The sequence below is a fragment of the Pseudomonas sp. S1(2024) genome (assembly GCF_046557535.1).
Genome location: NZ_JBKGFP010000090.1, coordinates 38,166 through 58,256, shown reverse-complemented (window position 1 = coordinate 58,256; position 20,091 = coordinate 38,166). Strand labels below are relative to the sequence as shown.

The following is a 20,091-nucleotide window of genomic DNA, read 5'->3' as shown; positions in this document are numbered from 1 at the left end:
GCATTGGAACCACCTGATCCCATCCCGAACTCAGCAGTGAAACGATGCATCGCCGATGGTAGTGTGGGGTTTCCCCATGTGAGAGTAGGTCATCGTCAAGATTCATTTCGCAAAACCCCTATCTGCGCATGCAGGTAGGGGTTTTGTCTTTCTGGCCAATAAGTCCCAGGCCTGCACAACCTTCCTCTGTGGGAGCGGGCGCGCCCGCGAACACCGGCGAAGCCGGTGCCATACACCGCGTCGTCTGTTTCGCGGCGGTTCGACGCCTCGACTTGCCCGCCCACACCGATCGCGTCAGCCTGATGGCACTCGGCCCTTTCGGGCATCCGCGTGATATCGTGCCCCCTCAGCCCCCAGCGCCAGCCAGAGACCTCCCGATGCCCAACACCACCCAGCTTCACCCCGGCTTCATGATCGTCCACGGCAACCGCCTCGACGACCTGCGCAGCTTGGTGGTGAGCTGGATGCGTCGCTATCCCTTGGCACCTCTGGAGAACGAAATCGCCTTGGTGCAAAGCAATGGCATCGCCCAATGGCTCAAACTGGCGCTTGCCGAAGACCCTCAGGACGATGACCAGGGCGGCTGTGGCATCGCCGCCGCCATCGATGTGCAACTGCCAGGCAGCTTCATGTGGCAGCTTTACCGCAGCGTGCTGGGCCGTGACGAAATTCCCGAAGTCTCCCTGCTCGACAAGGCACCGCTGACCTGGCGTCTGATGCGTCTGCTCCCGGCCTTGATCGAACGCCCGCATTTCGAGCCGTTGCGACGCTTTCTCACCGACGACAGCGACCTGCGCAAGCGCTATCAGCTCGCCGAGCGCCTGGCCGACCTGTTTGACCAGTATCAGGTCTACCGCGCCGACTGGCTCAAGGACTGGGCCGCTGGCGAGCACATCCTCAACACCGCCCGCGGTGAACGCAAGGCGCTGCCCCCGGGCAACCGCTGGCAGGCCGAGTTGTGGCGTGCATTGCTGGAGGATGTTGGTGAGCAGGGCATGGCGCAGAGCCGTGCCGGCGTACATCAACGCTTCATCGAACGGATCAACAGCCTGGAGCAGGCACCTGCCGGTCTGCCGGCCCGGGTGATCGTATTCGGTATCTCATCGCTGCCAGCCCAGGCCCTCGAGGCACTGGCCGGCCTGGCACGCTTCAGCCAGGTGCTGCTGTGCGTGCACAACCCCTGCCGCCACCACTGGGCCGATATCGTTGCCGACAAGGACCTGCTGCGCCACCAGTACAAGCGCCAGCAACGCAAGCAGGGCATGCCCTTGCAACTGGACGACCAGTCGCTGCACCAGCATGCCCACCCTTTGCTGGCCGCCTGGGGCAAACAAGGCCGCGATTACATCAACCTGCTCGACAGCTACGATGACCCCAGCAGTTACCAGGGCGTGTTCAGCGACGGTCGCATCGACCTATTCAGTGAGGGCTCGCCCACTACGCTGCTCAACCAGTTGCAGGACGACATCCTTGAACTGCGTCCGCTCGCCGAAACTCGTGAGCAGTGGCATCCAGTCGACCCAGCGAAGGACCGCTCGATCCGCTTCCACATCGCCCATAGCCCGCAACGCGAAGTGGAGATCCTTCACGATCAGCTACTGGCCCGGTTCAGCGCAGACCCAACCCTGCGCCCACGTGACGTGATCGTCATGCTGCCGGCCATCGATACCTACGCGCCGCATATTCGCGCCGTATTCGGCCAGTTGCAGCGCAACGATCCGCGCTACATCCCGTTCACCCTGACCGACCAGGGCCAACGTGGCCGCGAACCCTTGCTGATTGCCCTCGAACACCTACTCAAGCTGCCGGACAGCCGCTTCGCGGTCAGCGAAGTGCTCGACCTGCTGGATGTGCCGGCAGTCCGCGCCCGTTTCGGCATACGCGAAAACGACCTGCCCACGCTGCACCGCTGGATCGAGGGGGCCGGCATCCGCTGGGGCCTCAATGCCGAGCAGCGGGCTAGCCTGGGCTTGCCCGCTGGGCTGGAACAGAACAGCTGGCGGTTCGGCCTGCGGCGCATGCTGCTGGGTTATGCCGTCGGCGTGGGTGAGGCCTGTGACGGCATCGAACCCTACGATGAAATCGGTGGCCTGGATGCGGCGCTCATCGGCCCGCTGGTCGCCTTGCTCGACGCCCTCGAAGTGGCCGGCCAGGCCTTGTCCGAGCCTGCCACTGTCAGCCAGTGGGGGGAACGCCTGCATGCATTGCTGCAAGTGTTTTTCCTGGCCGAGGGCGAGCGCGACGAGTTCCTGCTGATGCAGTTGCAGGATCTGCGTGATAGCTGGCTTGAGGTGTGTGAGGCCGTCGGCCTGCAAGACCCATTGCCGCTGACCGTGGTGCGCGAAGCATGGCTGTCGGGCCTCGACCAGGGCAAGTTGTCCCAGCGCTTCCTCGCCGGCTCGGTGAACTTCTGTACCCTCATGCCGATGCGCGCCATCCCGTTCCGGGTGGTCTGCCTTCTGGGCATGAACGATGGCGATTACCCCCGCGCTCAGCAGCCGCTGGACTTCGACCTGATGGCCAGCGACTACCGCCCCGGTGACCGCTCGCGCCGCGAGGATGACCGCTACCTGCTGCTCGAAGCATTGTTGTCGGCCCGCGACCAGCTGTATGTCAGCTGGGTCGGGCGCAGCATTCGCGACAACAGCGAACGCCCGGCCTCGGTGCTCATCGGCCAGTTGCGCGATCACCTTGCAGCCGGCTGGCAGCTGGCAGGCGCGGAGCAGGGGCAGCCAGCAGAACCGGGCGAGCAACTGCTGCACGCACTGACCCAGGAGCACCCGCTGCAACCGTTCAGTTCACGCTACTTCCAGAAGGGCAGCCCGCTGTTCAGTTTTGCCCACGAATGGCAGGTGTTGCACCAGCAGGGCCAGGAGGACCAGCAGGCTGACCCCGGCCTGCCGCCATACCATGACGATGAGGCCTTGAGCCTGACCCAGCTGAATGACTTCCTGCGCCACCCGGTGCGGCATTTCTTCAGCCAGCGTCTGAAGGTGTACTTCGAAGCGCTGGAGGCACCGACCCCGGACGAGGAACCCTTCGTCCTCGATACCCTGCAACGGTACGGCGCCAGTGAAAGCCTGCTGGGTGCAGCGCTGGCCGAGCCGGACAATCCCGAACAGGCCCTGCAGGCCCAGGCCCGGCGCTTGCAGGCCTGTGGCGTGCTGCCACTGGCCGGCTTTGGCGAACTGCTGCAGCGCGAGCTGATCGAGCCCCTGCCAGACCTGCTGCAACGCCACCGCCAGCTATTGCAACGCTGGCCGCAGCTGGTCGAGGGGGCATTGCCAGTGCATTTCGAGCACGGCCAGCATCGCCTCGAAGGCTGGCTGGGGCGGGTGTTCCAGGCGGATGACCAGAGCCTGCTCAGCATCACCACCGTACCCAACACCATCAGTGCTGGGCGTAACGCCCTCAAGTGGCACCGCCTGATCGCGCCCTGGGTCACGCACCTGGCGGCCTGCGCGGCGGGCTACCCCTATAACAGCGCGCTGGTGGCCAGCGACCTGACCCTGCTGCTTGCGCCACTGCCGCAAGTGCAGGCGGCGCAATTGCTGGGCGACCTGCTGGTAGCCCGCCAGGCGGCGATGAATGCGCCGTTGCCGGTCGCGGCCAAGACCGCGTTCGCCTGGCTGGCCCAGGACGATAGCGACAAAGCCCTGGCTGCCGCTGCCCGCGCCTACGAAGGCGACGAGCGCACCAGCTTCGGCGAGCGCAGTGAAAGCATCGCCCTGGCCCGGCAGTTCCGCGACTTTGCCGCACTCACCGCTGATGAAACCTTCGAAGGCTGGTGCGAAGCCTTGTACCGCCCATTGTTCAACGCCCCGTGGCAGACCCTGGGCAACCCGGAGAAAGGCGCATGACCCAGGACCGTCCCCTGGCACTGAGTTTCCCCCTGCATGGCAGCCAGCTGATCGAGGCCAGCGCCGGCACGGGCAAGACCTTCACCATTTCGGCGCTGTACCTGCGTCTGATCCTCGGTCACGGTGGCGAGCAGGGCTTCAACCGCGAGCTGCTACCACCGCAGATCCTCGTGGTGACCTTCACCGACGCCGCCACCAAAGAGCTGCGCGAACGTATCCGCGCCCGCCTGGCCGAAGCTGCGCGGTTCTTCCGTGGCGAGCTGGAGGCGGCCGACCCGCTGCTGCATCAGCTGCGTGACGATTACCCGGAAGAAACCTGGCCAGGTTGTGCCGGGCGCCTGGAAATCGCCGTGCAGTGGATGGACGAGGCAGCGGTATCGACCATCCACGGTTGGTGCCAGCGCATGCTGCGCGAACATGCCTTCGACAGCGGCAGCCTGTTCACCCAGACCCTGGAAACCGACCACAGCGAACTGCTGGGTCAGGTCATGCGCGACTACTGGCGGCGCTTCTGCTACGGCATGCAAGGCGACGCGCTGGCCTGGGTGCGTGGCCACTGGGGCAGCCCCGACGCCTTGCTGCCGCGGATCCGCCCGCTGTTCGGTCGCGTGCGCGTCCAGCACGATGGGCCCGAGCCGGCGGCACTGATCCAGGCATCGCTGCAGCAGCGTGGCGAGCAGTTGGCCCGGCTCAAGGCGCCTTGGGCGCAATGGGCCGAGGAGTTGCGCCAGATCTGCCGTGATGCACTGGCCGCCAAACAGGTCGATGGCCGCAAGATGCAGGCCCGTTACTTCGAGCCCTGGTTCGACAAACTCTGCGCCTGGGCCGCAGACGAACAACTGGTGGAACTTGACCTGGGCACCGGCTTTACCCGCCTGACCCCAGCGGGCATGGCCGAAGCCTGGAAGGGCGAGCCACCCGAGCACCCCGCCCTCAATGCCATGCAGAGCTTGCAGCAACAGTTGCAGGCCCTGGACAGCCCGGATGCCCAATTGCTCGAGCATGCCGCCAACTGGGTATCGGCACGCTTCGAAGTGGAGAAGCGTCGGCGTGCGGAAATGGGGTTCGACGACATGCTCCTGCGCCTGCAGCACGCCCTGGCCAGCGAGGCTGGCGAGCGCTTGGCCGGCTTGATCCGCGAACAGTTCCCGGTGGCGTTGATCGATGAGTTCCAGGACACCGACCCGGTGCAGTACGGCATCTTCGAGCGCATCTACCAGATCAGCGAAAACCGCGCCGAAACCGGCCTGTTCATGATCGGCGACCCCAAGCAGGCGATCTATGCCTTCCGTGGCGCCGACATCTACACCTACCTTGCTGCCCGCCGTGCCACCAGTGGTCGCCTGCACAGCCTGGACACCAACTACCGCTCCAGCAAGGCCATGGTCGCGGCGGTCAACCAGGTGTTCCTGCAGGCCGAGGCGCGTGAGGCAGGGCGTGGCGCATTCCTGTTCCGCGAGGCTGATGACAACCCGCTGCCGTTCATCGAGGTCCGCGCCAAAGGCCGTGGCGAACAGCTGTTGATCGACGGTGAAGCCTGCGCAGCCCTGCAATGCTGGCATCTGGAAAGCGAAGAGCCGGTCTCCGGCAGCGTTTACCGGCAGCAGCTGGCAGCCAGTTGCGCCAGCCATATCGTCGCCTTGCTCAATGGCGGCCAGCAAGGCACGGCTGGTTTCCAGAATGCCGAGGGCGAACTGCGCCCGTGCCTGCCATCGGACATCGCCATCCTGGTGCGCGATGGCCATGAAGCGCAGATGGTCCGCGCCGAGCTTGCCGCGCGCGAGGTGCGTAGTGTGTACCTGTCCGACAAGGACTCGGTATTCGCCGCCCAGGAAGCCCACGACCTGTTGGCCTGGCTAAAGGCCTGTGCCGAACCCGACTCGGAGCGCCTGCTCAAGGCCGCCCTGGCCAGCCTTACCCTCGATCTGTCGCTGGCTGCGCTGGACCGCCTGAACCAGGACGAGCGGGTCTGGGAAGACTGGGTCATGCGTTTTCGCCGTTACCGCGACACCTGGCAGCGCCAAGGCGTGTTGCCGATGCTGCGGCACCTGCTGCATGACTTCCAGCTGCCGCGCACGCTGATCCGCCGCAGCGATGGCGAGCGGGTGCTGACCAACCTGCTGCACCTGGCCGAACTGCTGCAACAGGCCGCCGGCGAGTTGGACGGTGAACAGGCGCTGATTCGCCACCTGGCCGAGCACCTGGCCAGTTCCGGCCAGGCTGGTGAAGAGCAGATCCTGCGCCTGGAGAGTGACGAGCAGTTGGTGAAAGTGGTGACCATCCACAAATCCAAGGGCCTGGAATACCCCTTGGTCTACCTGCCGTTCATCTGCACCAGCAAACCGGTGGACGGCAGCCGCCTGCCGCTGGCCTGGCATGATAGCCAGGGCAACGCCCATCTCACCCTCACACCAGACCAGGAACAGATCGACCGCGCCGACGACGAGCGCCTGGCCGAAGACCTGCGCCTGCTCTACGTGGCCCTGACCCGCGCCCAGCATGCCTGCTGGCTGGGTGTCGCCGACCTCAAGCGGGGCAATCAGAAGAGCTCGCAACTGCACCGCTCGGCGTTCGGCTACCTGCTGGGAGGCGGCCTCGCCCTGCCGGGCTCGCAGCAACTGACGGACTGGTTGCAGGCCTTGGCCAAGACCTGCCCGCACATCTCTTGCCCGAGCCTGCCGCCGGCAGATGAGCAGGTGTATCGCATGCCGCACGCCGAGCATGAGCTGCTACCGGCCCGCAAACCGCGCCGCGCGGCGGGCGCCGAGCATTGGTGGATTGCCTCGTACAGTGCCCTGCGCGTCGGCGACCAGACCCTCGGTGCCGACAGCTCCCAGACCCAGCAGTTACTGGATGATGAAGTGGTCGATACCCAGGTGCTGCGCGAGGTCCCGGCCGACAGTGGCGATATTCACCGCTTCCCGCGCGGTCCCAACCCCGGCACCTTCCTGCATGGCTTGCTGGAATGGGTTGGCCGCGAGGGCTTCAGCCAGGTCAGCGGCAATGCACGGCTGATCGAGCGAACCGTTGGCCAGCGCTGCAACCGTCGCGACTGGACCGGCTGGATTCCCACCCTGACGCACTGGCTGCAGCGCCTGCTGGGCGAAGCGCTGCCGTTGCCGGGCAACCACCTCGGTGTAACGCTCGGGCAGCTGCGCCACTACCAGATCGAAATGGAGTTCTGGTTCGCCAGCCACCAGGTCGATGCCGAACAACTCGACCGCCTGGTGGCACGCCACACCCACCCCGGCCTGGCCCGCCCGGCGGCGCAGCCGACCGTGCTCAATGGCATGTTCAAAGGTTTCATCGACCTGGCCTTCGAGCTGGACGGGCGTTACTACGTGACCGACTACAAGTCCAACTGGCTGGGCCCGGATATCCAGGCCTACGATGCCCAGGCCATGGAAAAGGCCATCCTCGAGCATCGCTACGACCTGCAGTACGTGCTGTACCTGCTGGCCCTGCATCGCCAGTTGCGCGCCCGCCTGCCTGACTACGATTACGACCGCCATGTCGGCGGCGCCCTGTTCATCTTCCTGCGAGGTGCCAGCAGCAGCGGCCACGGCGTTTACCACGCCAAGCCACCGCGTGAGCTGATCGAAAGCCTCGATGCGCTGTTCCGTGGTGAGCACCCGCCCGTGCAGCAGGACCTGTTTGCCGGAGCCGTGATATGAGCCGAAGCCTAGTCGACCTGTTGCCCACCCCGCTGCACGCCGAGCACCTGCTTGCATTGGCGCCACAGCATGACAGCGGTGACCTGCTGCAACTGCTCGACCGCTGGGTAGAGCGCGGCTGGCTGCGTGCCCTGGACCGAGCGTTCGTATCATTCCTGGAGGAGCTAGCCCCCGGTAGTGACCCACTGCTGTTGCTGGCCGCCGCCCTGGCCAGCCACCAACTGGGCCACGGCCATGTCTGCCTCGACCTGCAGCAGACCCTGGCCGAGCCCGATTTCGCCCTGTCCTTGCCGCCTGAAGGCGACGCCTTGACCGGCCCCTTGCTGCTGCCTTCGCAGTTGCTCGCCGAACTCGACCTGCACGCCTGGCGCCAGCGCATTGCCGCCAGTCCGCTAGTGGCCGCCGGCGATACTTCGGGGCAGCAAGCGCGGCCTCTGGTGCTCAGCGGAGAGCGCCTGTACTTGCGCCGTTACTGGAGTTACGAGCGGCGCATCGACCATACACTTCGCCAGCGCCTGACCCAGTCCGAAGCGCCCCCGGCCGACTTGCGTGGCCGCCTGGCGCAGCTGTTTGACGGTGGTACGCCGGCTGGCCAGGTGGACTGGCAGAAGCTCGCCTGCGCTCTTGCCACCCGCGCAGGCTTCAGCATCATCACCGGCGGCCCCGGCACGGGCAAGACAACCACCGTGGTACGCCTTTTGGCCTTGCTGCAGGCGCCGGCGGTGGAGCAGGGCAGGCCATTGCGCATTCGCCTGGCCGCGCCGACCGGCAAGGCGGCCGCGCGCCTGACCGAATCCATTGGCCAGCAGGTCGAGCGCCTGCAGGTCAGCGCCCAGGTGCGCGGGCAGATCCCCACCGAGGTCAGCACCGTGCACCGCCTGCTCGGCAGCCGCCCCGGTTCGCGGCACTTCCGCCACCATGCCGGCAACCCGCTGCCGTTGGACGTGCTGGTGGTCGACGAAGCGTCGATGATCGACCTGGAAATGATGGCCAACCTGCTCGATGCCCTGCCGCCACGGGCACGCCTGGTACTGCTGGGCGACAAGGACCAGCTGGCCTCCGTCGAGGCCGGTGCGGTACTAGGTGACCTGTGCCGGGATGCCGAGGAGGGGTGTTACTCGCCAGAGACCGAGGCATGGCTGGAGCAGACCGGTGGCGAATCGCTGGCGGGCAGCGGCCTCAAGGCCGGCGATGAGCAACGTAATCCGCTTGCCCAGCAAGTGGTGATGCTGCGCTTCTCGCGGCGTTTTGGCGAAGGTAGCGGCATTGGCCAACTGGCCCGGCTGGTCAATCGCCAGGACTCCCACGCGGCCCGCAACCTGCTGGCCACGCCGCCGCCCGATGTGCATAGCCTGGCCCTGAAGCACGAACAGGACCGCGCCTTCGACCGCCTGCTGCTCGACGGCCTGAACCGCGGCAGCGACGGCCCGCAGGGTTATCGCAGCTACCTGCGTACCCTTGGCCGTTTTCGCCCGGCACTCGATACCGCCGTTGACGACCCCGCGTGGGAGCAATGGGCGGGCAAGGTGCTGCACAGCTTCGAAGACTTCCAACTGCTGTGTGCGGTACGCCGCGGCGCCTGGGGTGTCGAAGGCCTCAACGAGCGGGTGGCGCGGGTACTGCACAATGCCGGGCTGATCGACAGCCAGCAGCCCTGGTACGAAGGGCGGCCGGTGCTGGTCACCCGCAATGACTACGGCCTGGGCCTGATGAACGGTGACATCGGCATCGCCCTGCGCCTGCCGGATGAGCACGGCGAACCCTTGCTACGCGTGGCCTTCCCGCGTAACGACGGCAGTGGGGGCGTGCGCTTCGTCCTGCCCAGCCGGCTGAACGAAGTGGAAACGGTATTCGCCATGACCGTGCACAAGTCCCAAGGCTCGGAGTTCAGCCACACCGCGCTGGTGCTGCCGGATGCGCTCAACCCGGTGCTGACCAAGGAACTGGTATACACCGGCATCACCCGCGCCAAGCATTGCTTCAGCCTGGTCGAGCCTCGCCAGGGTATTTTCGAAGAGGCGGTGGCGCGCAAGGTGCGGCGTATTTCCGGGTTGATGCGGGAGCAGGTGGAGGACCGATAAGGCCCTATCGCTGGCAAGCCAGCTCCCACAGGTGCAGCGCAGTTTTCAAGGGCTGTGGAGTCCTTGTGGGAGCTGGCTTGCCGGCGATGGGGCCATCAATCCCCATGCACAAAGCTGCTCGTACCTACATTGATGCGGCCATGTGCTATCGTTGCGCCGATATCGGAAAGGGCCTTAAGAGATTTCCCACATGAAAGCGGCCGCAAGGCGAGTGACGAGCTGTGTGCTTTCGCTATTGCTGGCCGCCCTGTTCCTTTCCGCAGGCCCGGCCCAGGCAGACCCCGCCATAACTGCCGCCCAGGCGCAGCAACGTGCCAAGACCGTCACCCAGGTGGTGCTGGGCATCTTCAGCTACGCCCGCTGGCCCGTCGAACCTTCGCCCTTGCGCCTGTGCCTGGTCGGCCCGACCGAATACGCCGATGACCTGATCAAAGGCCATGTGCAGGAGTCTGGCCGACCGCTGCAGGTGCGGCGGCTGCTGGCAGACGATAGCCAGGTCGCCCAGGCCTGCGACGCCATCTACATTGGCAAACTCGACCAGGGCCAGCGCGACCGGCTGTTCGAGCGCGTCAGTGGCCACCCGGTGCTGAGCATCAGCGAGGCAGACGACCCGTGCACGGTCGGTAGCCTGTTCTGCTTGCGGGTCAGCGACCAACAGGTAGCCTTTGAAGTCAACCTGGACTCGGTGGCACGCTCCGGCGTGCACATTCATCCCAGCGTGCTGCAATTGTCGCGGCGCCGGGCGGTGCAACCATGAAACCAACCCGCAAGCGCGGCGTGCGCCCGACCCTGCGCTCGGTGCTGGGCCGTGGCCACCTCAGCGTCGCCTTGCTCGCCGTGGGCCTTGCCGGCATATCCCTGACCCTGCTGGGCGTGCTCGCCCTGCGTGTCTACGCCAACGACAACCTGCACCTGATCGCCCGCTCGATCAGCTACACCGTGGAAGCGGCGGTGGTGTTTGACGACAGCGCTGCCGCCAATGAATCGCTGGCGCTGATCGCCAGTACCGAGGAAGTGGCCGAAGCCAGGGTCTTCAACAACGAAGGCGAGCAGCTGGCGCATTGGCAGCGCAGCGATACCGGCGTGCTCGCGCGGCTGGAGGCGCAGGTGGCCACCGCCTTGCTGGATGAGCCGATCAACCTGCCGATCACGCACCAGCAACAGCAGGTCGGGCGCATCGAGCTGGTTGGCCAGGGGCGAAGCCTGTTGCTGTTCTTGTTCAGCGGGCTGGCCGGCATCCTGTTCTGCACGGTGCTCAGCGCCCTGGCTGCCCAGTACCTGTCGCGGCGTCTGCTAAGCGATATCGTTCGCCCGCTGCGTGGCCTGGCCAGTGTTGCCCACGCCGCCCGCCGCGAGCGCAGTTTCGACCGGCGCGTGCCGGAGGCGCCGATTGCCGAGCTCAACGAACTGGGCAATGACTTCAACGCGCTGCTGGATGAGCTGGAGGTATGGCACAGCCACCTGCAGAACGAAAACCAGACCCTGGCCCACCAGGCCAGCCATGACAGCCTGACCGGCTTGCCCAACCGCGCCTTCTTCGAAGGGCGCCTGAGCCGCAGCGTGCGCAATGCAGAACGGCAGCAGGATCACCTGGCGCTGCTGTTCCTCGACAGTGACCACTTCAAGCAGATCAACGACACCCTCGGCCATGCGGTGGGCGACGAAGTGCTGATCAGCGTGGCCGACCGCGTTCGTGCCCAACTGCGCGAGCACGACCTTGTGGCGCGCCTGGGTGGCGATGAGTTCGCCGTGCTGCTGACGCCTTTGCATTCGCGCCAGGACGCCGAGCACATTGCCGAGAAGATCGTTGCCAGCATGAAGTTGCCGGTGCAGCTGGACAGCGGTCGCAGTATCGCCACCTCGTTGAGTGTCGGTATTGCCTATTACCCGGATGACGGCGCCGACCCCGTCAGTCTTCTGAATGCCGCTGATGCGGCGATGTACCAGGCCAAGCGCAAACGCCGTGGCCATTGGCAGGTGGCGCAGACGGAACGGTCCGCCAGCGAAATCAAGAACAGGAGTTGAACCCGTGATACAGGCTTTGCGTTTCCCCCTTTGGGCATTGTTGCTCGCCGTGCTGGCGCTGACCGGCTGCCAGAGCGCTCCGCCCAAAGGCCTGTCCGCCGAGCAGATTGCTGTGCTCAAGCGTGAAGGCTTTACCCCGACCGACGAAGGCTGGGCCTACGATTTGTCCGGCAAGGTGCTGTTCGGCAGCGACCTGGACAACCTCAACAGCCAGAGCCAGGCGATTGTCGAGCGTATTGGCAAGTCGCTGCTCGGCGTTGGCATCCAGGGGGTGCGGGTGGATGGGCATGCCGACTCGTCCGGCAAGGCGGCATATAACCAGCAGCTGTCCGAGCGCCGCGCACAGAGCGTTGCCAAGGCGCTGGTCGGGGTAGGCATGCCGGCGCAGAACATCCAGTCCCGCGGGCTGGGCAGCAGCCAGCCGGTGGCGAACAACCGCACCAGCGCCGGGCGCACCGAGAACCGGCGGGTGTCCATTGTGGTGGCTTCCTACTGACCACAGCCTCCCAGGCCAGCATATCCGCGTGTAGGGGCGGGCTTGCCCGCGAAGCAGGCAACGCGTTGCCTGGCACCGGCTGCGCCGGTGTTCGCCGGCAAGCCGGCTCCCACAGTTACAGCACCTGTCTTGAATCCAGCACAGTACCTGTGGGAGCGGGCAAGCCCGCGAAGCAGGCGACTCGGTGCTGGAATCGGCTGTGCCGGTGTTCGCCGGCAAGCCGGATCCCACAGGTACAGCACCTGTCTTGAATCCAGCACAGTGCCTGTGGGAGCGGGCAAGCCCGCGAAGCAGGCGACTCGGTGTCTGGCACCGGCTGTTCCGGTGTTCGCCGGCAAGCCGGCTCCCACAGTTACAGCACCTGTCTTGAATCCAGCACAGTACCTGTGGGAGCGGGCAAGCCCGCGAAGCAGGCGACTCGGTGTCTGGCACCGGCTGTGCCGGTGATCGCCGGCAAGCCGGCTCCCACAGGTACAGCACCTGTCTTGAATCCAGCACAGTGCCTGTGGGAGCGGGCAAGCCCGCGAAGCAGGCGACTCGGTGACTGGCACCGGCTGCGCCGGTGTTCGCCGGCAAGCCGGCTCCCACAGTTACAGCACCTGTCTTGAATCCAGCACAGTGCCTGTGGGAGCGGGCAAGCCCGCGAAGCAGGCGACTCGGTGACTGGCACCGGCTGCGCCGGTGTTCGCCGGCAAGTCGGCTCCCACAGTTACAGCACCTGTCTTGAATCCAGCACAGTACCTGTGGGAGCGGGCAAGCCCGCGAAGCAGGCAACGCGGTGCCTGGCACCGGCTGTGCCGGTGATCGCCGGCAAGCCGGCTCCCACAGTTACAGCGCCTGTCTTGAATCCAGCGCAGATCTTGTGGGAGCTGGCTTGCCTGCGATCGAGGGCGCAGCCCTCGCCAGGGCCATCTGCCTGTAAGAAATTTCCGAACCTGAAGCCAATTGCTTCAGTTCACCTCACATGGCGAATTATCCTACACGCCAGTCAGAAGCCGCCACATAGGCGGGGAAGTCCTCCTGAGATAACGTCCTTGGGTCGCCTTTCCAGGTGACCGGGCTTGAGACCCCGAAATTCATGAATTCGCACCGCTCATGGCGGTTGTGCGCGGCCCGGCCTCGGCCGGGCCGGTACTCATGTCGTTCAGGGGAACTCTATTATGAAAAAGCTCGTCTCCGATCCACACGCCTCAGCCCTTCTGCAACTCGACCCACCCAATCTCTCACTTCAAGATCCTCCGAGCATAGAAGAATGTGATCAGCTGCTCAGTGCTCTGATTCTTACCGTGGATCACACCACTACCGTACTGATCGACAGCGGCCCCGGCCTTATACAGGACGCCATGGGCATGAACATTCGCCTACTGTGTCGAGCAATTCACGCTCTGACGGACCACACCAGCACCCGCATCAGGGAGCAATGATATGAGCGATGATCCAAGAAACTCCTCGACAGCGGGTATGGAAACCTTCGATCTGTTCCGCTTGCAGCCAAACGTGCCATTCAGTCATGCCTTCACGCATTTGTCTGTGCTGCTTGGCTGTATTCGCCACCTCACGACAGAGGCAGAGATGGAGAATGACCGGATTGCAGGCAGTGCCGCGCGCATTCTCAGTGAGATGGCGAAAGCGTTGATTGATGATATGGAGCTAGGAATGTCCAGAAGAATGAGCTGAAGGGATAGGGCCGCGACGCGGCCCTTGCTCAAGTGACTGGCACCGGCTGCGCCGGTGTTTGCGGGTACGCCCGCTCCTACAGGTCCTGCGCATGCCTTGAATCCGGCGCAGACCTTGTGGGAGCTGGCTTGCCGGCGATGGGCTACGCAGCAGCCCCTCATTCCTGAGCAAAGCGCATCTCCCGCGTCTCACCCATCAACAACGGTGCATTCGCTTCCGTCACCCCGCGAATGTAGTCCCAGAGCAGCGTAATCCGCTTCAACTTCCTCAAATCCTCCCGGCAATACATCCAGAACTGCCGTGTCACCTCGATCTCCTCCGGCAACACCGTCACCAGCCGCGGGTCCTGCGCCGCCAGGAAGCACGGCAAGATCGCCAGCCCACGCCCCTGTAACGCTGCCGTGTACTGCGCAATCACGCTGGTACTGCGCAAATGCGCGCTGGCGCTGGGGATCAGGTTGGCCAGGTACAGCAGCTCCGAACTGAACGCCAGGTCGTCCACGTAGCTGATGAACGGGTGCCTGGCCAGGTCCGCGATCTGGTTGATCGGTGCATGGCGGTCCAGGTAGTCCTGGGTCGCGTACAGCCGCAAGCGGTAGTCGCACAGCTTGCAGCACACATAAGGCCCATGCTCCGGCCGCTCCAGGGCGATGACGATGTCCGCCTCGCGCTTGGACAGACTGATGAAGTGCGGCAGCGGCAGGATATCCACCGAAATCGCCGGGTAGGCATCGACGAAGTGGCTTAGCTGCGGGGTGACGAAGAAGCTGCCGAAGCCTTCGGTGCAGCCCATGCGCACATGCCCCGACAACGCCACGCCCGACCCGGATACCTGCTCGCAGGCCATGTGCAGCGTGCTCTCGATCGACTCGGCATAGCCCAGCAAGCGCTGGCCCTCGGCGGTGAGGACAAAGCCGTTGGTCCGGGATTTCTCGAACAGCAAGGTGCCCAGCGCCCCCTCCAGCGAGCTGATGCGCCGCGACACAGTGGTGTAGTCCACGCTCAGGCGCTTGGCGGCGCTGCTGGCCTTGCGCGTACGCGCCACTTCAAGGAAGAACTTCAGGTCGTCCCAGTTGAGCGCGCTCAGGGATGTGAGGTCTTTTTGCATGATGATCCGGTTTTTTTGTGCGTTCTTGTTGGATGTTTGCACATCTATACTCGAAACAAGCCTCAGGACGCCACCTCGCGTTTGCCCGGCAATGGCGATCTCGTCCCGACAATAATTCCAAGGAGAACGCAGATGAACGCACCGCAATCCCCTAACCAGACCAAAATCGAGCAGGTCAAGCTGCTGATCGACGGCCAATGGGTCGAGTCCAAGACCACCGAATGGCGCGACATCGTCAACCCGGCTACCCAAGAGGTGCTGGCGCGCGTACCGTTCGCCACCGTCGAAGAAGTCGACGCAGCCGTGGCCGCTGCCCACCGTGCCTTCCAGACCTGGCGTAACACGCCGATCGGCGCGCGCATGCGCATCATGCTCAAGCTGCAGGCGCTTATCCGCGAAAACACCAAACGCATCGCCCAAGTCCTCAGTGCCGAGCAGGGCAAGACCCTGGCCGACGCCGAAGGCGATATCTTCCGCGGCCTGGAAGTGGTCGAGCACGCCGCCTCCATCGGCACCCTGCAGATGGGCGAATTCGCCGAGAACGTTGCCGGCGGCGTCGATACCTACACCCTGCGCCAGCCGATCGGCGTATGCGCTGGCATCACCCCGTTCAACTTCCCGGCGATGATCCCGCTGTGGATGTTCCCCATGGCCATCGTCTGCGGCAACACCTTCGTGCTCAAGCCGTCCGAGCAGGACCCGCTGTCGACCATGCTGCTGGTCGAACTGGCGCTGGAAGCCGGCATACCGGCTGGCGTGCTCAACGTGGTGCACGGCGGCAAGCAAGTGGTGGATGCCATTTGCACCCACCAGGACATCAAGGCGATTTCCTTCGTCGGCTCCACCGAAGTGGGCACCCACGTGTACAACCTGGGCAGCCAGCACGGCAAGCGCGTGCAATCGATGATGGGCGCCAAGAACCACGCGGTGGTGCTGCCTGATGCCAACCGCACGCAAACCGTCAACGCGCTGGTCGGTGCCGCCTTCGGCGCAGCGGGCCAGCGCTGCATGGCCACCTCGGTGGCTGTGTTGGTGGGCAAGGCCCGTGAATGGCTGCCGGATATCAAGGAAGCGGCCAGCAAGCTCAAGGTCAATGCCGGCTGCGAGCCAGGCACCGATGTCGGTCCTGTGGTCTCCAAACGCGCCAAGGAGCGTGTGCTGGGCCTGATCGAAAGCGGCATCAAGGAAGGCGCCAAGCTGGAACTCGACGGCCGTGACGTCACGGTACCGGGCTACGAGCAAGGCAACTTCATTGGCCCGACCCTGTTCTCGGGCGTGAAGACCGACATGCAGGTTTACACCCAGGAAATCTTCGGCCCGGTGCTGGTGACCCTGGAGGTCGACACCCTCGACGAGGCCATCGCCCTGGTCAACGCCAACCCGTTCGGTAACGGTACCGGCCTGTTCACCCAGAGCGGCGCGGCAGCGCGTAAGTTCCAGAGCGAAATCGACATCGGCCAGGTCGGTATCAACATCCCGATCCCGGTACCGGTACCGTTCTTCAGCTTCACCGGCTCGCGTGGCTCCAAGCTCGGCGACCTCGGCCCGTACGGCAAGCAAGTGGTGCAGTTCTACACTCAGACCAAGACCGTCACCGCCCGCTGGTTCGATGACGACAGTGTCAACGATGGTGTGAACACCACCATCAGCCTGCGCTAAGGAGAGAGTCATGCGTATCGCATTCATTGGCCTGGGCAACATGGGCGCACCCATGGCCCGCAACCTGATCAAGGCCGGGCACCAACTGAACCTGTTCGACCTGAACAAGGCTGTGCTGGCCGAGCTGGCAGAACTGGGCGGGCAGGTCAGCCCGTCGCCCAAGGACGCGGCGGCCAACAGCGAGCTGGTGATCACCATGCTGCCGGCTGCTGCCCATGTGCGCAGCGTGTACCTGAACGAAGACGGTGTGCTGGCGGGCATTCGCCCCGGCACTCCGACCGTGGATTGCAGCACCATCGACCCGCAGACGGCGCGTGATGTGTCCAAGGCCGCAGCGGCCAAGGGCGTGGACATGGGCGATGCACCGGTGTCCGGTGGCACCGGCGGCGCGGCGGCAGGCACCCTGACCTTCATGGTCGGTGCCAGCACCGAGCTGTTTGCCACCCTCAAGCCGGTACTGGAGCAGATGGGCCGCAACATCGTGCACTGCGGTGAAGTCGGCACCGGGCAGATCGCCAAGATCTGCAACAACCTGCTGCTGGGTATCTCGATGATCGGCGTGTCCGAGGCCATGGCCCTGGGCAACGCGCTGGGCATCGACACCAAGGTGCTGGCCGGCATCATCAACAGTTCGACCGGGCGTTGCTGGAGCTCGGACACCTACAACCCGTGGCCGGGCATCATCGAAACCGCGCCGGCATCGCGTGGCTATACCGGTGGCTTTGGCGCCGAGCTGATGCTCAAGGACCTGGGGCTGGCCACCGAGGCTGCACGCCAGGCGCATCAACCGGTGATCCTGGGGGCCGTGGCCCAGCAGCTGTACCAGGCCATGAGCCTGCGCGGCGAGGGTGGCAAGGACTTCTCGGCGATCGTCGAGGGTTACCGCAAGAAGGATTGACGAGCGAGGACTTTATCGCGGGCCGGGCGGCCTTCCCTCTGTAACTGCGCACCAGAGGGGAGGGGGCCCGTACTGCGATGTTTTTTGAGCATTATTTAGGCAAGGGGGGGGTAAGTAATACATGAAAATTCCCAAACCAAAAAATGCGATAGTCAATATCAAAAGCGAGGAGCCTATGAAGATTAGGAGGGTCTTGATTTTTGAAGGTAGATTATTTATTTCCTTGATGTCAATGAGGTTTTTTCGTGCATAGATTTTAGGAATGAGCAGTATGAATGATATATTCGTTAGTCGAAAGAATTTTCCCATCAAGCCAGCATGTAGCCAGAGTTTTTTTTCACCGGTTATTGCATTGCAATTTAATAAAAATCCTTCAATGTAATCAATTTTGCGATGAGCGATATATATTGTTAATGCCAGGTTCAAGAAAAGTAAAGTTGTGACTGTCATGCTGTAGACTAAAAAAATCCAGTGCATGATTGTCATTTTGCGACTGCCTCGTATAGAAGTTCCCCAGCCCAGGCGCCTGCTTCATTCCCAAATTTTCCGCCTGCCATTCCCCCCACTGTACCGCCGAATATCCCACAAGCGAGTGCTCCGGTTCCACCTGTCGCTACGCCAAACACCACGCTGCAAGCAGCACCAAGAATAAGCTTGCCACTGGCTGCCCCAGCAGTAGTACCCAACAAACCCAAGGTTAATGAACTAACCTCGACATACTGCGCCTTTTTGCATTCCTCCTCGCGTCCGAGCGTACAGGCTTTATGTATCTCCAGGCCCGTGGCAGCGACGTCTAATGCAATCCCTACATACGTTCCTTTCTTGATCAAATTAGCAGCCGTCGCCACGCCTGAGACTTTGTTGGCATATCCTGCAATCTCGCCGGTATGCAAATAACTCTTTGTGGATATCCCCAGCGTCCTTTTGATCGAGCCCTTGTTCCTTATCCCGGAACCGTAAGCCGCCAGCTTGTTCAGCTGCTCATCCAACTTCATGAACAAGACGGCACGCTTTGCATAGAACTGATCGCGAGCCTCCATGGCCCCTGACCCGAGATGCTGTTGATGCAGCTTCTCGATATCCATCAAGGTGGCCTCGATAGCTTTCAGGTGCTTGCTCCACCCTTCACTGACTACACCAGCGCCCACAGATGCATGCGCGATGAGGCTCTTCAAGGTCTCGAAATTGTCCAGGAAAAAGTTATCCACACCTTGGCCGTTGCGCATCAGCCCCATGTGCGCAATCGTCGCCTGTCTCATCATCCAGGCTTCCTGGCTGGTGCAGGAAGCCGTGGTGGGATCGCCGATGATGATAAGTTCACCGCTACGGACCACAGTATTGGCGATGTGCGAATTCAGCACGTCAAACTTTTCCAGGGAATGACCGGTCAGCGCCAGGTCGGATTTCAGCCTATGATAGTTTTGCAGCTTGAGATTGAGAAACGCCCGGGCTTCAGACATAGCCTTGTCCTTACGCGTATTTCTTGTTGCCGATCCGGTCCCAGCCGCCGGCGATATTGCCGCCACCGGCGCCATCAATGCGCCGCTGCTGGGTATAGGTGGTCTTGATCCGGCCGTAGTTGAGCTGCACTACTTCAAGCGGTACGCCGGTGTCCACGCTCTGCGAATATTCGGCGATGATCACTTCCTCGAGGATTATTTCGTAGTACTTGAGTTTGTCACCACCCGCGCGGCAGAGTGCCAGTTTCACTTCCTTGAGGTGCTGCCCGGTGCAACTGGCTTCCATCAGTTTGCAACTGGCACTGTCGAGGTATTTGGTGAAAGTGAAGTTGGTGACAGAGGTACGGCCGGAAGTGGCTCCGCCAGTAGAACTTGCAGTGGCAGATGTGCTTTGGCTGACGCCGAAATCGTAGCCAAGCACTTCGATCCATTTACTGTATTGCGCGTCCAGTGCTTCACCTGGAATGTTGTCGATCTGAATGTAGGCGTCGAAAGCCATGTTTTCTTCTCCCTGAGAATTGAATCAATTGGGTATTGCTGCCCGGTGACCCGGCTGATTTGCAGAGCCTAGGCCTGCGATGAGTCGGGGGCAATACTTCAGGGAATGAAGAGGTGCAGTTCAGGAATGGACTACAAATGAAGGGGGAAAGCTGAAATTATATGTCAAAAAATGTAACTGTTACCCTTGCAGTAGGATGATGTTTACTTAACTTCTGGTTGCCTTATTCATCATGTTGAATTGCGAGCAGAGTCATGTGGGAATTTTCACTCATCCCACATGACCCAAACCAAGGTCCGCTTATGAATCAAGCAAAGACAAAGTACTTGCGCACGGTCTCGACCACTTCCCAGGTGCCTTTCATCCCCGGTTCGATCACGAACACATCACCCGCTTTCAGGTGCTTCGGCTCTTCGCCTTCCGGGGTGATGATGCAGTAGCCATCGAGGAAGTGGCAGAACTCCCACTTCTCGTAGTTGACCTCGAACTTGCCCGGGGTGCAGATCCAGGTGCCCATGATCTTGCTGCCGTCGGCCGACAGGTAGGCGTTGAGGTTGACGGTGTGCGGATCGCCGCCGATGCGCTTCCACTTGGTGGCGTCCACGACCGGCGTCGGGCAGGTTTCGCGCAGGACGGTGATGAAATCGGACATGG

14 protein-coding genes and 1 rRNA gene are annotated in these 20,091 nt (G+C 63.1%); 11 read left to right on the top strand and 4 right to left on the bottom strand.

Features of this window, described 5'->3' with window-relative positions; genetic code table 11:
- The 9 genes from rrf to ACLCGK_RS24960 all read left to right on the top strand — a co-directional run.
- Nucleotides 1-101 (top strand): 5S ribosomal RNA (rrf, locus tag ACLCGK_RS25000); the annotation flags it as partial.
- Nucleotides 102-377: 276 nt separating this feature from the next.
- On the top strand, nucleotides 378-3,860 hold the full coding sequence (gene recC, locus ACLCGK_RS24995) for an exodeoxyribonuclease V subunit gamma (protein ID WP_410953178.1): 3,483 nt from the start codon (nucleotides 378-380) through the stop codon (nucleotides 3,858-3,860).
- The gene (gene recB, locus ACLCGK_RS24990) at nucleotides 3,857-7,534 is read left to right on the top strand and encodes an exodeoxyribonuclease V subunit beta (RefSeq protein ID WP_410953177.1); all 3,678 of its coding nucleotides are present in this window, start codon (nucleotides 3,857-3,859) and stop codon (nucleotides 7,532-7,534) included. The genes recC and recB overlap by 4 nt, the downstream gene beginning before the upstream one ends.
- Nucleotides 7,531-9,615 (top strand): exodeoxyribonuclease V subunit alpha, encoded by a 2,085-nt coding sequence (gene recD / locus ACLCGK_RS24985; protein ID WP_410953176.1) that lies wholly within the window; start codon nucleotides 7,531-7,533, stop codon nucleotides 9,613-9,615. The genes recB and recD overlap by 4 nt, the downstream gene beginning before the upstream one ends.
- 190 nt (nucleotides 9,616-9,805) lie before the next feature.
- A complete protein-coding gene (locus ACLCGK_RS24980; RefSeq protein WP_410953175.1) occupies nucleotides 9,806-10,372 on the top strand; it encodes a YfiR family protein in 567 nt (188 codons plus the stop codon).
- Nucleotides 10,369-11,640 (top strand): diguanylate cyclase domain-containing protein, encoded by a 1,272-nt coding sequence (locus ACLCGK_RS24975; protein WP_123085737.1) that lies wholly within the window; start codon nucleotides 10,369-10,371, stop codon nucleotides 11,638-11,640. The genes ACLCGK_RS24980 and ACLCGK_RS24975 overlap by 4 nt, the downstream gene beginning before the upstream one ends.
- A 4-nt stretch (nucleotides 11,641-11,644) precedes the next feature.
- Nucleotides 11,645-12,136, top strand: a complete 492-nt coding sequence (locus tag ACLCGK_RS24970) for an OmpA family protein (RefSeq protein ID WP_410953174.1) — start codon at nucleotides 11,645-11,647, stop codon at nucleotides 12,134-12,136.
- 1,160 nt (nucleotides 12,137-13,296) lie between these two features.
- A complete protein-coding gene (locus ACLCGK_RS24965; protein ID WP_085720972.1) occupies nucleotides 13,297-13,560 on the top strand; it encodes a hypothetical protein in 264 nt (87 codons plus the stop codon).
- A 1-nt stretch (nucleotide 13,561) separates the two neighbouring features.
- Nucleotides 13,562-13,813 carry a DUF3077 domain-containing protein gene (locus tag ACLCGK_RS24960; RefSeq protein WP_410953173.1) on the top strand — a complete coding sequence of 84 codons (252 nt, stop codon included), beginning with the start codon at nucleotides 13,562-13,564 and terminating at the stop codon, nucleotides 13,811-13,813.
- A 157-nt stretch (nucleotides 13,814-13,970) separates the two neighbouring features.
- On the opposite strand, the gene ACLCGK_RS24955 is transcribed toward ACLCGK_RS24960, so the two are convergent.
- Nucleotides 13,971-14,921, bottom strand: a complete 951-nt coding sequence (locus tag ACLCGK_RS24955) for a LysR family transcriptional regulator (RefSeq protein WP_039613063.1) — start codon at nucleotides 14,919-14,921, stop codon at nucleotides 13,971-13,973.
- Between the two features lie 132 nt (nucleotides 14,922-15,053).
- Here ACLCGK_RS24955 and ACLCGK_RS24950 point away from each other — a divergent pair, with 132 nt between their 5' ends.
- Together ACLCGK_RS24950 and mmsB are read left to right on the top strand one after the other, a co-directional pair.
- Nucleotides 15,054-16,580 carry a CoA-acylating methylmalonate-semialdehyde dehydrogenase gene (locus ACLCGK_RS24950; RefSeq protein ID WP_410953172.1) on the top strand — a complete coding sequence of 509 codons (1,527 nt, stop codon included), beginning with the start codon at nucleotides 15,054-15,056 and terminating at the stop codon, nucleotides 16,578-16,580.
- A 10-nt stretch (nucleotides 16,581-16,590) separates the two neighbouring features.
- Nucleotides 16,591-17,478: a 3-hydroxyisobutyrate dehydrogenase gene (gene mmsB / locus ACLCGK_RS24945; protein WP_015271823.1), complete on the top strand. Its 888-nt coding sequence runs from the start codon at nucleotides 16,591-16,593 to the stop codon at nucleotides 17,476-17,478.
- A 482-nt stretch (nucleotides 17,479-17,960) separates the two neighbouring features.
- Here mmsB and ACLCGK_RS24940 read toward each other — a convergent pair whose 3' ends face one another.
- From ACLCGK_RS24940 to ACLCGK_RS24930, 3 genes are all read right to left on the bottom strand, one after another.
- On the bottom strand, nucleotides 17,961-18,938 hold the full coding sequence (locus ACLCGK_RS24940; protein ID WP_247846565.1) for a hypothetical protein: 978 nt from the start codon (nucleotides 18,936-18,938) through the stop codon (nucleotides 17,961-17,963).
- Nucleotides 18,939-18,948: 10 nt separating this feature from the next.
- Nucleotides 18,949-19,437 carry an Hcp family type VI secretion system effector gene (locus ACLCGK_RS24935; protein ID WP_023663075.1) on the bottom strand — a complete coding sequence of 163 codons (489 nt, stop codon included), beginning with the start codon at nucleotides 19,435-19,437 and terminating at the stop codon, nucleotides 18,949-18,951.
- A 307-nt stretch (nucleotides 19,438-19,744) separates the two neighbouring features.
- On the bottom strand, nucleotides 19,745-20,089 hold the full coding sequence (locus ACLCGK_RS24930; protein ID WP_003258412.1) for a cupin domain-containing protein: 345 nt from the start codon (nucleotides 20,087-20,089) through the stop codon (nucleotides 19,745-19,747).
- Nucleotides 20,090-20,091 lie beyond the last annotated feature (2 nt).

What these genes read in the sequence shown, in the direction of transcription:
- ACLCGK_RS24960 (WP_410953173.1), top strand. Translation starts at nt 13,562, where the DNA reads ATGAGCGATGATCCAAGAAACTCCTCGACAGCGGGTATGGAAACCTTC.
- ACLCGK_RS24980 (WP_410953175.1), top strand. Translation starts at nt 9,806, where the DNA reads ATGAAAGCGGCCGCAAGGCGAGTGACGAGCTGTGTGCTTTCGCTATTG.
- ACLCGK_RS24965 (WP_085720972.1), top strand. Translation starts at nt 13,297, where the DNA reads ATGAAAAAGCTCGTCTCCGATCCACACGCCTCAGCCCTTCTGCAACTC.
- recD (WP_410953176.1), top strand. Translation starts at nt 7,531, where the DNA reads ATGAGCCGAAGCCTAGTCGACCTGTTGCCCACCCCGCTGCACGCCGAG.
- ACLCGK_RS24940 (WP_247846565.1), bottom strand. Translation starts at nt 18,938, where the DNA reads ATGTCTGAAGCCCGGGCGTTTCTCAATCTCAAGCTGCAAAACTATCAT.
- ACLCGK_RS24950 (WP_410953172.1), top strand. Translation starts at nt 15,054, where the DNA reads ATGAACGCACCGCAATCCCCTAACCAGACCAAAATCGAGCAGGTCAAG.
- ACLCGK_RS24975 (WP_123085737.1), top strand. Translation starts at nt 10,369, where the DNA reads ATGAAACCAACCCGCAAGCGCGGCGTGCGCCCGACCCTGCGCTCGGTG.
- ACLCGK_RS24935 (WP_023663075.1), bottom strand. Translation starts at nt 19,437, where the DNA reads ATGGCTTTCGACGCCTACATTCAGATCGACAACATTCCAGGTGAAGCA.
- ACLCGK_RS24955 (WP_039613063.1), bottom strand. Translation starts at nt 14,921, where the DNA reads ATGCAAAAAGACCTCACATCCCTGAGCGCGCTCAACTGGGACGACCTG.
- ACLCGK_RS24930 (WP_003258412.1), bottom strand. Translation starts at nt 20,089, where the DNA reads ATGTCCGATTTCATCACCGTCCTGCGCGAAACCTGCCCGACGCCGGTC.
- recB (WP_410953177.1), top strand. Translation starts at nt 3,857, where the DNA reads ATGACCCAGGACCGTCCCCTGGCACTGAGTTTCCCCCTGCATGGCAGC.
- recC (WP_410953178.1), top strand. Translation starts at nt 378, where the DNA reads ATGCCCAACACCACCCAGCTTCACCCCGGCTTCATGATCGTCCACGGC.
- mmsB (WP_015271823.1), top strand. Translation starts at nt 16,591, where the DNA reads ATGCGTATCGCATTCATTGGCCTGGGCAACATGGGCGCACCCATGGCC.